Here is a 14,804-nt window from a genome sequence, read left to right on the forward strand (position 1 = left end):
CTTTAGTTCAGGTCGGCCTGATCAACAATGCTGTGGATGATAGCCAGTTCCTCATCGTTCAGCGCCACGTGCGGGGGTGCCATTCGCCCTGACGTAAACACTCCAAGGTGCTGTAGGGCTGCTTTGAACCCGCCCAGTCCGGCTGAGGATCCACCCATGCGGGCACCGTCGCCGACGAACACAATCTGGAAAAGTTTGTTCAATCTTTGCTGCTCAGCGCGGGCAGCATCCCAGTCTCCTGCTGTGCATGCTGCAGCTAGGCGGACATACCCTGCAGGGTCAACATTGCCCAAGCCAGGAACAACACCATCGGCGCCGAAGAAGTAGTTGAGGTCCACGGTTGTTTCGGAGCCGGTGAGGACTTTGAAGTTGGTGAGGTTTCGGGCATTACGCTTTTCGATCAGCGCACGGGTTGCCCCATCAAGGCCGGAGGAATCCTTCAAACCAGCAATGACACCTTCTTCTGCGAGCTGCAGAATCAGGTCATCAGAGACGGTGACATGCACTGACACGGGGATTTGGTACAGGTAGAGCGGCAGCTCAGGCGCCATCTCGTGGATCAGGCGGAAGTGGTTGAGAATCTCGTTTGGGTGGGTGCGCACATAGAACGGCGCGGTGGCCACCAGGCCGGATGCTCCCAGTTCCACCGCGTCTGCCACGTGTTCGGCGACACGCAATGTGGTGGTGTCAATCACGCCCACAAGGACTGGAACTTTACCGTCGGCAGCCTTGACGATGGTCTCGATCACTGCGCGACGGTTCTCGTGGGTCAAAAACGCCACCTCAGCAGAAGAACCGAGAGCGAATAGCCCGTCGACTCCGGCGTCAATCATGCGGCGAACCTGTGTGGCCAGGGACTCGCGATCAATACTGAAATCCTCGTTGAAAGGCGTGACAACCGGCGGGATGACACCGGTATAAGCGGAAACGGACATGAGAAATAGAACCTTTCCTAAAAAGTGAATTTAATTGGCGTGAATGGTGCTGTGCTCCGCGTAATGCGCGGTGCTACACGCCTACACGTGCCCCGTCGCGGCGTCGATACGCGCCACCATGCGGGCAATCATTGATCACCGCAATATGGGGGTATCCACCGCTACAGAGCTAGGTACCCAATGACCTGTGTTGGCGTTGGAGCGACACCGCATGGCGCAACGGGGCGTAGTGCTGACGCACCGCATCCTTGAACGCCTGGGAGCTCTTCTTTCGAAGCGCTTCCACCATCGCCCAGTGCGATTCGAGAGTGCGTTTCGTGTCTTCCGCCATAGAGAGATCGAGCAGCGGGACAACCTCGGAGTTGACCTGCCAAAGGGCGTCAGACAGCTCTCGGATCAGCTGGTTTCGTGTTTGGCGCAGCAAGGTGGCGTGAAATCGCCGATCCTCCTCAGCAAAGGACTCTCCCTGCTCGACCCGCCGATACATGGCGTTGACGAGTTCATGGAGTTCATGGATGGAGTCTTCATCGTGGACTTGCGCGAGCTCATCCGCGAGGGACACCTCCAATGCTTGGCGAGTATCAACCACTTGCAGTAGGTGTTCAAAGGACTGATCGACATCTAACGTGACTCGGAGAACCATCCCCCGAATGAGGGGAGCCAATGACATCTTCGAGACAAAAGTTCCCTGCCCTTGACGCACCTCCACAATGTCCAGTGAGACCAATGTTCGCATGGCTTCCCGGAGGGACGAGCGGGAGCATCCAAGCTCGTCGCAGAGTTCCATTTCCGACGGCAAAAGGTCACCAACGTGCAGGTTATGGCGGCGAATGTAGTCTTCAATCCCTTCAACTGCAGACTGTGCAGCATTTCGATTTCTAGGTACCACGTGCCCTCTCCTCACCGTTCGCGTTTCGACCTTAAACCGTGCTTTCATCCTGCATCGAATGTCCGCTTCGTGGCCATCTCACATTTTTTCTCACCTGAATTGTAGATCACATCAGACGTCTGATGTACATTTTAATCACAGGGAGTTCTCAGCAAATTCCGTATTCAACCCCCACCGAGGGAAAGGACCACGATGAGCAAGACCTTCACACGCCGCAGCTTCCTCCGCATTGCCGGAACCCTGAGCGCTGCCGCCGGTCTTACCGCAACCATCAGTGCTTGCGCGCCAAGCAGCTCCTCCAACGGTTCCGGTTCTGGTTCCTCCAGCGCCGGACCCATCAACAAAGATGGCACTATCGACGCCGCAATCTCCTACGAACTTGGAACCAACGGCTATGATCCGATGACCACAACTGCGGCCCTCACCGTGTCGGTGAACTGGCACGTCTTCGAGGGACTGACAGAACTAGACCCCGCGACAGGCGATGTCTATGCTGCTCTCGCCTCGGAACTTCCCAAAGGTGACAGCACCTCGGTGGACATCAAACTCCGTGACGGAGCGAAGTTCCACAACGGTGATCCCATCACTGCGGACGATGTTGTCTACTCCTTCGAACGCGTGCTCAACAAGGACAATAAATCCTTGTACGCCTCCTTCATCCCCTTCGTGAAAGGCGTAACCAAGAAAGACGACACCACCGTCACCGTGGAAACCGAGTACCCCACCGGCGTATTCGCCGAACGCCTCGCTGTGGTCAAGATCGTGCCTAAGTCCGTGGTGGAAGCCGATGCCAAGGGATTCGATTCCAAGCCTGTAGGCACCGGCCCGTACAAGCTCACCGACAATGGTGGTTCCTCCAAGGTGATCAAGTTTGAGCGTTTCGATGACTACAACGGCAGCCGCCCTGCTCTGGCCGCCAAGATGAACTGGCAGATCATTCCCGATGCCTCCACCCGCATCAACTCACTCCAGTCCAAGTCCACGCAGGCCATCGACTCGGTGCCCTACCTCAACATCGAACAGCTCAAGGCCACTGGCAACGTAGAATCAGAGCAGGGCTTCGGTCTGCTCTTCGCCATGTTCAACAACGACGCTGGTAACCCCTTCTCGAACGTGAAGAACCGCCAAGCATTCCTATACGCCATCAACATGGATCGCGTCATCGAAACAGGCATGAGTGGGCAGGCCAGCGCAGTCACCTCCTTCCTGCAGGAAAGCCACCCGAACTACAACAAGGCCAGCACGGTATACACACACGACGCCGACAAGGCCAAAGAACTCTTCGGTGAAACCGGCCTCACCAGCTTCCGACTCCTGTGCACCGACCACGACTGGGTTCGCCAGTGCACACCGCTCATCCAAGAATCGCTGTCAGACATTGGCATCAAGGTGGAGTTCTCCCAGGCCAAGTCCTCCGACGTGTACAACACCATCGACGGCAAACCGGAAGCCTACGACGTTGTCATCGCCCCCGGCGACCCATCCGTATTCGGCAAAGACCCCGACCTGCTGATGCGCTGGTGGTACTCCGGTGACACCTGGACCGACACCCGCATGCACTGGAAAGGAAGTGACTCCTACAAGCAGGTTCAAGAACTCCTTGACCAGGGCATCCAAGCCGCTTCTGACACCGAAGCGCAGGAAACATGGGACAAGCTATTCGACCTCATCTCAGAGACGGTTCCGCTGTACCCGCTCTTCCACCGCAAGACACCCACCGCATGGGACGGCAGCACGCTCGTTGATTTCAAGCCGATCAGCGTCACCGGCCTTCGGTTCCTGGACGTCGGATCCACCAAGTAACAACCACATCTAGCGGGTCCGCACCGCTACTTGCCCGGCGCGGCCACACACATTTCTTGTTTGTGACTGCGCCGGGTTCAATATTTCCCTATGAAAGAAAAGTTGTCATGTCTAATCTTCTTCGGCTTATTGGTAGGCGCCTCGTCGCGTTGCCGATCATGATTCTGGGTGTCACTTTCCTGGTGTTTTTTATCATGTCGTTCAGCCCAGCTGATCCGGCACGCTTGGCACTGGGTGAAACGGCGTCCCCGGAAGCATTGGAAGCCTACCGCGAAGCAAACGGTCTTAACGATCCACTCCTGATCCGTTACGGCAATTTCCTGTGGAACATGCTCCACGGTGATCTTGGCACCACCGCCGGTAACTCAGCTGTGACGGATGTAGTGCGGAAAGCTTTCCCGATCACGTTACAATTGACGTTTATTGGTTTGTTGATTGCTGTGACAGTCGCCTTGGTGTTGGGCGTGGTTGCGGCGTTGTATCGCGACCAGTGGCCCGACCAGGTTATTCGTATTTTTTCGATCGCGGCATTGGCTACCCCCTCATTCTGGTTGGCTATTTTGCTGATCCAGTGGCTGGGCACGATTCCAGGTGGCTGGGGTATCTTCCCTGCTGTTGTCCGGTGGACACCTTTCAGTGAGGACCCTGCGGTATATCTGAATAACGTTTTCTTGCCCGCCTTGGCGTTAGCTATTCCTGTTGCCGGTTCGCTAGCCCGCGTGGTGCGTACGTCAATGGTCGAAGAGTTGGATAAGGACTATGTGCGCACCGCCATTGGTGCTGGCATTCCGAAATCAGAGGTTGTTGCCCGAAATGTGCTGCGTAACGCGCTGATCACACCGATCACGGTGTTGGGTTTGCGCGTGGGTTACTTGATGGGTGGCGCCGTCATTATTGAGATCATCTTTAACATTCAGGCGATGGGCCAGCTTATTTTGGATGGCGTCACGCGTAACGACGTATACCTTGTGCAGGGTGTGACCCTGACGGTGGCCATTGCCTTCATCATCATTAACATTGCCGTGGACATGCTCTATGTCCTGGTCAATCCGAGGATCAGGAGCATTTGATGAGAAGCAACCTGACAACCAAGCTTGAAAACAAAGCTGGTGGCCGTTTCAGTAATCTGAAGAACCTTCCAACACCGTCCAAAATCGCGGTGACCTTCCTTCTATTGGTCGTAGCTGTGGCAGTGATGGCCCCGCTGCTGACCAACTATTCCCCCTTGGCTTCAGGTCCGCCGGTGAAACCTCCAAGTGGTGATCATTGGTTTGGTACCGATGCTATTGGGCGCGATATTTTCTCCCGTGTGGCCTACGGTGCACGGTCGTCGCTGGTGATCGGCTTGTGCGCCACGGCTGCAGCGCTGGTCGCAGCCTCAGTATTGGGGTCCATTGCCGCTACAGCTGGCAAGGCAGTGTCTGAGGTGCTGATGCGTGTGCTGGACATCATCATGTCCTTCCCAGGCATCGCCTTGGCCGCCGTATTTGTTGCTGTTTTTGGCAACTCCCTTCCCGTGCTGGTCTTCGCCATCGGCTTCCTCTACGTGCCGCAGCTATCCCGTGTAGTCCGCGCCAACGTCATTGCCGCCTTCGGTGAAGACTACGTCTCCGCCTCCCGCGTGCTGGGTGCCTCTACCGCACACATCCTGCTCAAACATGTGGCCCGCAACTGCATCGCCCCGATCGCCGTGTTCGCCACGGTTCTGGTTGCCGATGCCGTGGTATTCGAAGCCTCCCTGTCCTTCATCAACGCTGGTGTGAAACCCCCGAATCCCTCGTGGGGCAACATCCTCGCCGACGGCAAACAGCTCCTGCTCACCGGTGCATGGTGGCCCACGTTCTTCCCCGGCCTGATGATTCTGCTCACAGTGCTGGCGTTGAACATCCTTGCGGAGGGGCTTACCGACGCCCTCGCAGCACCAGCGGTGAAGCCTGCCGCGGCGTCGAAACCTGATAGCGAAGTGGTCGCCGAAGCCAACACCCTCGGCCAGACCAGTGCCGAAGAAGCAGCAGCATCACTCAACGAATCCCTGTCAGCACTGGCCGAAGCCGAGAAGAACAACGACCGACGCCTTGTGTTCGACGGTGCCGACGACAACCTCATTGAGGTCCGCAACTTCTCCATCCAATTCCCCAACTCCCACGGCGACGTGAAGATTGTTGATAACGTCAACTTCACCGTTCGCGCCGGGGAAACCATGGGCCTGGTGGGCGAATCCGGGTGTGGTAAGTCTATTACCGCCATGGCCATCATGGGCCTGCTCCCCAAGACCGCGAAACTCAGCGGCGAGATCATCTACAACGGCAAGAACCTGCTGGAGCTCAGCCCGCAAGAACACAACGCACTGCGCGGCCATGAGATTGCCATGATCTACCAAGATGCACTCAGCGCCCTCAACCCGTCCATGCTGATCCGCACCCAGATGAAGCAGCTGACCAAACGTGGCGGCAAACGAACCGCCGAGGAACTGCTGGAACTGGTGGGCTTGGATCCAGAACGTACCCTGCAGTCCTACCCGCATGAGCTATCCGGCGGCCAGCGTCAACGCGTGCTCATCGCCATGGCGCTGACCCGCAATCCGCGGCTGCTCATCGCCGACGAACCCACCACTGCTCTCGACGTGACCGTGCAGCACCAAGTTGTGCAGCTGCTCAACGACCTGCGCGAGAAACTCGGTTTTGCCATGATCTTTGTGTCCCACGACTTGGCACTCGTCGGCCGCCTGGCACACAAAATCACCGTCATGTACGCGGGTCAGGTGGTGGAGCAAGGTACCACGCGTGAAATACTCACCGACCCCCGACACGAATACACCCGGGGCCTTCTCGGCTCGGTGCTCTCCATCGAGGCTGGTGTGGATCGCCTCTACCAAGTCCCTGGAACCGTGCCTTCACCGCGCGAATTTGTGGACGGCGACCGCTTTGCACCGCGCTCCAGCTATCCCACTATTGGCCTGCACGAAAAGCCACACATGCGCGCCATCCCCGGAACAACCCACTCCTACGCTGTCACTGATGAACTGCTCAGCGTACTCGGAGAATCTGGAGAACAATCATGACTGAGACCACCCCGGTGACCACCCCGGTGACCACGCCGATCATCGAAGTTGTTGACGGAAACGTCGTCCACAAAACCCGTACAGGAAAACTTTTCCGACCCGATACTGTTCACGCCAACAAAAACATCAACTTTGTTGCCCGACGTGACGAGGTTGTGGGGCTGGTGGGCGAATCCGGCTGTGGTAAATCCACCTTGGCCCGCGTCATGGTTGGCCTGCAGCCGCTCACCTCAGGGAAGATCCTGTTCAAAGGTGTTCCCCTTAAACCGCGCGGGGCGCAACGCAAGCAACTCGGGCAATCCGTGTCCGTGGTGTTCCAGGATCCAGCAACCTCACTGAACCCCCGCATGTCTGTGCATGATCAGCTGCTTGACCCGTTGAAGGTCCACGGCGTTGGGGATCATGCATCCAGGGAAAAACGAGTCCGCGAGCTGGTCAGTCTTGTGGGTTTGCCGCAATCGGCTCTTGACGTACTCCCCCGGCAAATCTCCGGCGGTCAGCGCCAGCGCGTCGCCATCGCTCGCGCATTGGCGCTGGAACCGGACCTGATCATCGCGGACGAACCAACCTCCGCGCTAGACGTGTCAGTGCGCGCACAGGTACTGAACCTGCTGCTTGACCTGAAGAAAGAGTTCGGTTTGGGCTTGGTGTTCATCTCCCACGACATCAACACCGTGCGGTACGTCTCCGACCGCATCTGCGTGATGCTCAGCGGTGAGATAATCGAACAAAACACCACCGACAACATCTTCAACCATGCCGAGCAGGAGTACACCCGTACCCTGCTGGCGGCAACACCGTCGCTGCTGTAGAAGAACCACGGCAGTCAGATTCCCTTGCGGGCCGGAAGTCTCACACTGAGGCACTCCGGCCCGCAGTTGCATGAGGGGCACGGGATACGGGGCGTCAATACGCACCCAGCAACCGCACATCACATTTGCTATCTTTAGGGGATATGGACACCCACCCCCACGAAATCCGTTTCTACAGCACCAACGACGACTACGGCTACATGTCCAACTTCGCTGCCTACAGCTTCGAACTTGACGGCACCACGTGGCCAACATCTGAACACTATTTCCAGGCCATGAAGTTCAACGACGCAACAATCCAGAAGAACATCCGACGGCTCGCCTCCCCCATGCTCGCCGCCCGCGCGGGCTGGGACCGCAAGAAACCACTGTGCAAAGACTGGGAATCGGTGAAAGAACGCATCATGTACGATGCCGTGTTGGCAAAGTTCACCCAAAACCCTGACATTGCTGCGGAACTCATCGCTACCGGAAATGCAATCCTCATCGAACACACCACCAAAGATTCCTACTGGGCAGATGGCGGCGACGGTTCTGGGAAAAATCGCCTCGGCGTGATCCTCATGCGGGTGCGCGGCGAACTGACCCACGCAGACGGCACCCGGTAGCCTCGTAAGGTATGAGCAACCAACTGCCGGACCACCTGCGGCACTCGGGATGGCTCGCGCCGTCGGTAGCTAGCTCCCTCACATCCGCTGGAGTTCCACTCCCCACGGCCGACTATCTCACCAGCGCTTTTGATGCATCTGCATGGGAAGCAGCCGCAGCTGCAACGCAGGAACTAACAGCGCTGTTTAGGGATGCCCGCTTCGCCGACACCGCCACTTTCGGACCACTGCTGGTACCCAATCCGCAGCTTTTCGACGTCCGCCCGCCCCTGCCCCGCAACATTCGCCGCGACCAGCCCGAAGTCACGCAACCAGAATTCAGTGACGAACGCATCGGAATTACACGCAATCACTGCGCTGACGGTGCGTCATGGAGCTTGTTTGTCACCATCACATCCGAAGCCGGGCTGGCGTTGGGAAGCTATGATGCCATAGTTGCCGCCTCCGTCGAGCGATTCACCGTGTGTGGATATGACACCCGCAAACTCATGACCCTGCAACTCTGGAAAGCCCTCACCTTGCAATGCGGCACTACCATGCCCGACTGTGAACTCCGCGAATCCTGGACCTTTACCCTCTTCCCTGGCGAGGAGCTTATCGACGCTGCGGTCATCTCCGGCACGGTTCTGCACGGTCAAGTACGGCAACGCCTGGGTAAAACCACCCGAGGCATAAAATCCGCGCGTGTACGTCCGGCAGTCTTTATTGCAGGGGCTGCTGACGTGGCGACCACCGCCGCTCCACACGTTTAAGTTTGACACTGGGTTCGACCGCGTACGGCTGGAAATTCATCTCCGGTATGACAAAACCCAGCTTAGAGCTTAACGACGTAAACTCGTGGGTAATCGCATCGTGAATGCACGTGTTTGCCGGATCGACATAGACGGTGACCTTATCTGCAGCGACCTGCACAACTCGATAATCCGTCACGCCATCGCAATACAATAGACAACGCTCAATCATGTCAGAGAAGACGGTGACCTGACCACCGGTCACATTAGGGAAAAGGAAGATATCATCCTCGCGCCCCTCAATACGCTCAATTACCGTTGTTGCGTTGCCACAGGTACAGGGCTTATCAGCGAGCACTAGGACATCGTTGAGCCGGTAGCGAACAATCGGCTGTGTTCTGCGCCGAAAATCCGTGAGGATCGGAACAAAACGGCAATCATCAAGAAAGTCCTTCTCAAAATACACAATGTCTTCATTCAGGTGCAGTGACCCGCGAGAGCAGGTGTAGGCCAAAAAGCCTTCCGTACACTGATACGCCTGAAAAATAATGTCGTGCCCGAAAACTTCTTTGAAACGATGCTGATCAAACACCGTGAGCACTTCCGCCACCGCAACAATTTTATCCGGCTTAAGCACAAGCTCACCCGACTCCACAGCACTGGCAAGAACATTCAACACCGAGGGTGGTGCCACCAGCACGGTTGGCTGGTAATCACGCAGCGCATCAATATGCTCCGCCATGGGTCGGTAGGTGTCAAAATACTGGAAGGTAATAAACCTAGACTTCACAGTCTCATACAAGTTGTTGTTCGCCCGCAAGAAAAAGGCGATGCGATGTCCGCGCAGCCGGCCCTTAGGCAAAAAGCGGGCCAGCACGGCACCGGCCCAGGCGTAGCGTTCCTCGTCGCTGATAGCAAAAAGCCCACGATGTCCGCTTGTTCCTGACGATAACCCCACCGATACCCCGTTATACATCGGCTGGAAGTCACGAGTTTTCTCCGACTGGATGGCAATATCCAAGGCAGTGTCTCGATCCAGATTGCGGGTATTTAATGCGTTAAACTCCGCCATCATCATCGCCTTATCCATTAGTGGGTACTGCTCCAGGTCTTCCACACTGCGGATAAGCGGACGATCACGAAAATACGGGGAATGCTGACGCAGAAAAGCGCCGTGCTTTTTCACATGGCGCGCCTGAAAGCGCTCAACAGCAGCACGCGTATGGAGCCTGTGTAACCACCGATTCTGCGCAAAAGAAACGGCTACCAGCAGTTTCTGCCGAACTCCGCTCATTACAGAATGTCTTTCACTGAGTATCGCTCGTGGCTGAAGTAGACGTCAATATTCATCTCACGCAGATGCTTCACACGACCCACCGTTCGTTTGTATTCGCCATAGTCGGCCTGGATCAACCGCGCTGGAAAGCGCATCGAATCGGTGTAATCGATCAGATCAGTCCCCCACGATGCATCAGCAGCCAGCAGCAACTGCCCAGGAAGATAAGCACCAACCTGGCCGCGTGCATGTCCGTTTAGTCCTGTAAGCAGAAGGCTCCCGTCACCAAAGAAGTCATGTCCTTCGACCCCGGTATTCGTATCAAGCAGCATACGGTGGCTATCAACAACGTGGACTTTCTCTGCAAACCAGTTGGGCAAAAAAGAAGGAAACACGAGGTCGGCAAGCTTTGGCGTGCGGAATACATCGTAACTTTCCTGCGATAGCACGAACGTGCTCTGCGGAAAGAATTTCACCCCACCGATGTGATCGGGGTGTAAATGGGACAGAATAACGTAGTTGATGCTCTCCGGCGCGATGCCATCTTTTTCCAGCTGTGCAGGCAGCTCATCTTCAGCCGTCACCGTCGCTGGATTCAGTGCCTTGTAGAGCTTACTGCGCCAACCAGCTGTGAAAATATCGCGGGAATACCCTGTATCAAACAGGATTCTCCCCTCGGTAGCATGTTCCAAGAGAAACACCCCGGCCGGAAAAATTCGTTTTTCTTTCGGGTACCCCTTGTAGATGTGTGACATCTCATTCACACAATATCCGCACTGGTAATAGCGTATCTTTGTGATGCCGTGTGGTGTGGACGCGGCGTCGTTAATTGGTGAGTGAAGCGACATAGCGCGCTATCCCTTCGTCAAGGCTCATTATCGGCTCGTAGCCTAAATCGCGTGTGGCGGCACTCACATCAAGGGTTTGTGAACACCCCAGCGTGCATACCGTGTACCGCGTAATCATGGGTTCTTTATCAATGCGCAGCACTTTGTATAGGCATTCCACAGCGGCGGCAACAGCGTACACGATCCAGAAATATCGATTCCGATAGTGCGGTGTTGTGGATAGCCCGGAAAAAAGCTGTTCAAGAATGGAGATGAGACTGCGTGGAGTTTTATTTGTAATGTTGTAGACGCCGGTAGTAATGGCGCTGGCATCCGCCTCCACCGCCAACCGTATAGCCAAGGCAACGTTTTCAACGCAGGTGAGATCCACAACATTGTGCCCGCCCCGAAATAGCGGGATTCCCATTGTCCGGTTTGCCTCCAATAATCGCGGAACAATGCTGGTATCCCCCACTCCAACAATACCGCGTGGTCGCAAAATCACTGCGCTTATACCCGATTCACTTGCTTCCCGGACTACGGCTTCGGCCATAATTTTGCTGCGAATATAGTTGGTGAGCATGTTGCGTTCATCAACATCATCTTCGCGAATACCCAGCCGGTCTTTTGGCATTGTATAAATACTCGGAGATGAAATAAACACAAGACGCGGGATACTATTTGCCTGACAAAACTGAACTACATGACGAGTACCCTCAACATTGTTGCGATAAAACCGCTGCCACGGACCCCAGATGGTGGATAATGCGGCGGCATGTACCACGGCGTCGACACGTATCGTCAGATGCGACAGCTCTTGCAGATCACCCTGCAGCGTCTGTATCCCCTGGTCATGTAGCTGCATAAGCCGCGTGGCGTTCCTGCCGTGAGCAACAACTTGGTAGCCATGCCGCAGAAACTCATCCACAACATATTTACCCAGAAAACCAGTGGCTCCCGTGATCAGTATTGTTGCCATGTCCGCTTTCTATATCCTCGCACCTAACATCACACTTTCATTCACCCTAGCAAAACCACGACCCTCCCCACAGCCTTCACGGTATAGTGCTGATCATGCACATCGCGGTGTTTACTGACTACTATCTGCCTACCTTGGGTGGGGTTCAAACCTCCATCAAGGCGCAAAAAGACACCCTTGAAAAGGCTGGGCACAAAGTCACTATTTTCTGTCCACTGCACCAGACCAGCACCGATCCGAGCATTGTGCGCCTCCCCACGAGCACACGTTTCAAACCGGACAACTATCCTTTCGCCTGGTCACCAGACGCAGTTATTGACGCGTCCATTTCCCACATACGTGAGCTAGGCGACGTGGATATTATTCACATTCACAGTGAAATGGCAGCCGCAATCGGCGGCATCCACGCTGGGCAGTCACTAAGAATTCCAATCGTACAAACCATGCATGGTCGCGTTGATGTGTACACAAAAAACGTTTTACCCTTGCCTTCAGTCAGCACATTCATTCTGGCCTCACTCCATCGACGTTCTATTGCCCTCGCTGATATTCCCCTTACACCAGCGCATTACACACGCACCCGCCTCGCTCGGCGCATGTGGCGTCTGCTAGTCAACCAGGCGAATCAGGCGCAACATGTCATCGTTCCCTCGCACCACTTTGCCCGCAAACTCCACGACCAAGGTGTGATCAAACCACTCACGGTGCTGTCCAACGGGCTGGAACCAGCGGTTCTGGACCAACTTCCACCCTCTGCACCACGCACACGCTCAGCCGGAGAACCACTGCGCGTGATGTGGTGCGCGCGGGTATCCCAAGAGAAAAGGCCACTCGCGTTCTTAGAGGCAATCTGCCAGCTTCCCCCAACAGTGATCGCCGACATGTATGGCACGGGTCCAGCACTATCATCAGTGCGACGTTTTATTCGCCGCCACGGGCTGGAGCAGCGTGTCCACTTGCATGGCAGCGTCCCACAAAACGCGGTATTGGAGGCAATGCGCAACCACCATGTGTTTGTGTCCACCTCCTTCGATTTTGATAACCAACCCATGGTGTTTTTGGAAGCTATCGCAGCAGGCACACCTATCCTCTACTGCGATCCAGATCTCAGTGAAACCGTTCCTGACGGCGGCGGGATACTCACCACCAGCCCTGACGCGCATGACATCGCAGCCACTCTACGCAACATTCTCAACCATCCCGATTGCATTTCGGAGATGAGTGAACGCATGATCGCCGCGCGAGGCACCACCATGCAACACCAGTACACCGACCAGTTACTGACGGTGTACTCCGAAGCCATAAAAGCACTCCGTAACTAACTGGGACGTCGATATCCAAACACCACAGAACTTCGCTCTTTTTGTACGCGGCGGTTCCCTCATGCACGGTATAGTGCGGTTCATGCATATAGCCGTGTTCACTGATTACTACCTGCCAACACTGGGTGGTGTTCAAACCTCAATCAAGGCGCAGAAGGACACCCTGGAAGCAGCTGGACACACGGTTACGGTTTTCTGTCCGCTTCACGAACCCAGTGATGACCCCACCGTGGTTCGCCTACCCACCAGCAGCGTCATCAAACCAGACGGGTACCCTTTCTGTTGGCCACCTCGCAAGGTCATCAACGCAGGGGTATCCAGCATCGAAAAACTCGGTGACATCGACATAATCCACGTTCATAGCGAAATGGGTGCCGCCTTCGCCGGCGTACGGGCCAGCGAAATCTTCAACATTCCGCTGGTGCAATCCATGCACACGCGTATCGACGCCTATGTGCGCGACGTCCTACCAATGCCCCACGTCTCCAGCATATGGCTGGCGTGGATGCACAAACATTTTGTGCCACGCTCGTCCATCAGCCTTGAACAAGCATCCTACACTCGCACTCGCCTCGCCCGACGCATGTGGCGCGTGATGGTCAGCCAAGCAAACCATGCCCAACATGTCATCGTCCCTTCCCACCACTTTGCGCAAAAACTCCAGGATCAGGGCGTAACCAAACCCCTGACAGTCCTGTCCAACGGCTTGGATCCTTCGCTTGTGGACAAACTTCACACCTCCTCGCCCCGGCATTACAGCCCCAGTGAAGATTTACGCATCCTGTGGTGCTCACGCATGTCCAACGAGAAACGTCCACTGGTGTTTTTGAAAGCCATGAAACAACTTCCTGACTCGGTGACCGTGGACATGTACGGCGACGGCCCGAATCTTCCTTCTGTACGCCGATACATCAAGCACCACCGTCTAGGAGACCGCGTACATCTGCACGGAGGCGTACCGCAAAGCACCGTTGTGGAAGCCATGCGCGACCACCACATTTTTGTGCTCAGCTCCTATGACTTTGACAACCAGCCCATGACGCTCCTGGAAGCCACTGCAGCTGGTACGCCAGTGGTGTACTGCGATGCCGATCTTGGTGAAGTCATCCCAGACGACGGTGGACTGCTGACAAACAAACCATCTGCCAACAACATTGCGGAGGCGATACGCTACCTGCTTGAAAATCCCAGCCAAGTTTCTGCAATGAGCTCGCACATGCTGAGCTCCCAAGCCCAGACGGTGCAGTCCCCGTTCACCGAACAGTTGCTGAGGATTTACGAAAGTCTGCGGTGAAACTGGAAACCGCCATAGGTGCGAAGTGTGCTTATGCTCAAGCACGAAAATCGGGTGTTTTTCGACTTGGAGATAAGCACACTTTACGTGCTTGTCATGTAGGTCCACTGCCAGGTACGGAATTGGCGTGTTTCCGTACCTGGCGGTAGACCTTTTTCTACGCAAAACGTTTGCACTAACGGTGTTCAAGAGCTTACTCTGCACGCACCCCAGTATTTAGAATTACCGCCGCTGACGTGGTCGTCGACTGCTGGCCATTATTCCGAT

The 14,804-nt window shown here is 55.7% G+C and carries 13 protein-coding genes; 8 read left to right on the top strand and 5 right to left on the bottom strand.

Annotated elements, in window-relative coordinates; all coding sequences use genetic code 11:
* Positions 1-2 precede the first annotated feature (2 nt).
* Positions 3-935 (bottom strand): dihydrodipicolinate synthase family protein, encoded by a 933-nt coding sequence (locus CDUR_RS07885; RefSeq protein WP_179417780.1) that lies wholly within the window; start codon positions 933-935, stop codon positions 3-5.
* 169 nt (positions 936-1,104) lie between these two features.
* Complete coding sequence (locus CDUR_RS07890) at positions 1,105-1,824, bottom strand: FadR/GntR family transcriptional regulator (RefSeq protein ID WP_290207120.1); 720 nt, start codon at positions 1,822-1,824, stop codon at positions 1,105-1,107.
* A 192-nt stretch (positions 1,825-2,016) separates the two neighbouring features.
* On the opposite strand from CDUR_RS07890, the gene CDUR_RS07895 reads away from it, so the two are divergent.
* The 6 genes from CDUR_RS07895 to CDUR_RS07920 all read left to right on the top strand — a co-directional run bounded on the left by CDUR_RS07895 (position 2,017) and on the right by CDUR_RS07920 (position 8,860).
* Complete coding sequence (locus CDUR_RS07895; protein WP_179417782.1) at positions 2,017-3,627, top strand: ABC transporter substrate-binding protein; 1,611 nt, start codon at positions 2,017-2,019, stop codon at positions 3,625-3,627.
* Positions 3,628-3,734: 107 nt separating this feature from the next.
* Positions 3,735-4,697 carry an ABC transporter permease gene (locus tag CDUR_RS07900; RefSeq protein WP_179417783.1) on the top strand — a complete coding sequence of 321 codons (963 nt, stop codon included), beginning with the start codon at positions 3,735-3,737 and terminating at the stop codon, positions 4,695-4,697.
* On the top strand, positions 4,697-6,688 hold the full coding sequence (locus CDUR_RS07905) for a dipeptide/oligopeptide/nickel ABC transporter permease/ATP-binding protein (protein ID WP_179417784.1): 1,992 nt from the start codon (positions 4,697-4,699) through the stop codon (positions 6,686-6,688). Before CDUR_RS07900 ends, CDUR_RS07905 begins: the two co-directional genes overlap by 1 nt.
* A complete protein-coding gene (locus CDUR_RS07910) occupies positions 6,685-7,500 on the top strand; it encodes an ABC transporter ATP-binding protein (RefSeq protein ID WP_179417785.1) in 816 nt (271 codons plus the stop codon). The genes CDUR_RS07905 and CDUR_RS07910 overlap by 4 nt, the downstream gene beginning before the upstream one ends.
* 143 nt (positions 7,501-7,643) lie before the next feature.
* Entirely contained in the window at positions 7,644-8,108 is a 465-nt protein-coding gene (gene ybiA / locus CDUR_RS07915; RefSeq protein ID WP_179417786.1) for a riboflavin biosynthesis intermediates N-glycosidase, read from the top strand.
* A gap of 11 nt (positions 8,109-8,119) precedes the next feature.
* Entirely contained in the window at positions 8,120-8,860 is a 741-nt protein-coding gene (locus CDUR_RS07920) for a hypothetical protein (protein WP_179417787.1), read from the top strand.
* On the opposite strand, the gene CDUR_RS07925 is transcribed toward CDUR_RS07920, so the two are convergent.
* From CDUR_RS07925 to CDUR_RS07935, 3 genes are all read right to left on the bottom strand, one after another.
* The gene (locus tag CDUR_RS07925) at positions 8,811-10,133 is read right to left on the bottom strand and encodes a F390 synthetase-related protein (RefSeq protein ID WP_179417788.1); all 1,323 of its coding nucleotides are present in this window, start codon (positions 10,131-10,133) and stop codon (positions 8,811-8,813) included. The genes CDUR_RS07920 and CDUR_RS07925 overlap by 50 nt on opposite strands.
* The gene (locus CDUR_RS07930; RefSeq protein WP_179419077.1) at positions 10,133-10,870 is read right to left on the bottom strand and encodes an MBL fold metallo-hydrolase; all 738 of its coding nucleotides are present in this window, start codon (positions 10,868-10,870) and stop codon (positions 10,133-10,135) included. The genes CDUR_RS07925 and CDUR_RS07930 overlap by 1 nt, the downstream gene beginning before the upstream one ends.
* A gap of 70 nt (positions 10,871-10,940) precedes the next feature.
* Complete coding sequence (locus CDUR_RS07935; RefSeq protein WP_179417789.1) at positions 10,941-11,921, bottom strand: NAD-dependent epimerase/dehydratase family protein; 981 nt, start codon at positions 11,919-11,921, stop codon at positions 10,941-10,943.
* Between the two features lie 95 nt (positions 11,922-12,016).
* Between CDUR_RS07935 and CDUR_RS07940 the strand changes: the two genes are divergently transcribed.
* On the top strand, positions 12,017-13,243 hold the full coding sequence (locus CDUR_RS07940) for a glycosyltransferase (protein ID WP_179417790.1): 1,227 nt from the start codon (positions 12,017-12,019) through the stop codon (positions 13,241-13,243).
* Between the two features lie 82 nt (positions 13,244-13,325).
* Positions 13,326-14,537, top strand: coding sequence for a glycosyltransferase (locus tag CDUR_RS07945; protein WP_233452921.1), 1,212 nt, complete (start codon positions 13,326-13,328; stop codon positions 14,535-14,537).
* Positions 14,538-14,804 lie beyond the last annotated feature (267 nt).

This window comes from Corynebacterium durum (genome assembly GCF_030408675.1).
Taxonomy (GTDB): domain Bacteria; phylum Actinomycetota; class Actinomycetes; order Mycobacteriales; family Mycobacteriaceae; genus Corynebacterium; species Corynebacterium durum.

What these genes read in the sequence shown, in the direction of transcription:
- CDUR_RS07895 (WP_179417782.1), top strand. Translation starts at nt 2,017, where the DNA reads ATGAGCAAGACCTTCACACGCCGCAGCTTCCTCCGCATTGCCGGAACC.
- CDUR_RS07940 (WP_179417790.1), top strand. Translation starts at nt 12,017, where the DNA reads ATGCACATCGCGGTGTTTACTGACTACTATCTGCCTACCTTGGGTGGG.
- CDUR_RS07905 (WP_179417784.1), top strand. Translation starts at nt 4,697, where the DNA reads ATGAGAAGCAACCTGACAACCAAGCTTGAAAACAAAGCTGGTGGCCGT.
- CDUR_RS07935 (WP_179417789.1), bottom strand. Translation starts at nt 11,921, where the DNA reads ATGGCAACAATACTGATCACGGGAGCCACTGGTTTTCTGGGTAAATAT.
- CDUR_RS07920 (WP_179417787.1), top strand. Translation starts at nt 8,120, where the DNA reads ATGAGCAACCAACTGCCGGACCACCTGCGGCACTCGGGATGGCTCGCG.
- CDUR_RS07900 (WP_179417783.1), top strand. Translation starts at nt 3,735, where the DNA reads ATGTCTAATCTTCTTCGGCTTATTGGTAGGCGCCTCGTCGCGTTGCCG.
- CDUR_RS07945 (WP_233452921.1), top strand. Translation starts at nt 13,326, where the DNA reads ATGCATATAGCCGTGTTCACTGATTACTACCTGCCAACACTGGGTGGT.
- CDUR_RS07910 (WP_179417785.1), top strand. Translation starts at nt 6,685, where the DNA reads ATGACTGAGACCACCCCGGTGACCACCCCGGTGACCACGCCGATCATC.
- CDUR_RS07925 (WP_179417788.1), bottom strand. Translation starts at nt 10,133, where the DNA reads ATGAGCGGAGTTCGGCAGAAACTGCTGGTAGCCGTTTCTTTTGCGCAG.
- CDUR_RS07885 (WP_179417780.1), bottom strand. Translation starts at nt 935, where the DNA reads ATGTCCGTTTCCGCTTATACCGGTGTCATCCCGCCGGTTGTCACGCCT.
- ybiA (WP_179417786.1), top strand. Translation starts at nt 7,644, where the DNA reads ATGGACACCCACCCCCACGAAATCCGTTTCTACAGCACCAACGACGAC.
- CDUR_RS07930 (WP_179419077.1), bottom strand. Translation starts at nt 10,870, where the DNA reads ATGTCACACATCTACAAGGGGTACCCGAAAGAAAAACGAATTTTTCCG.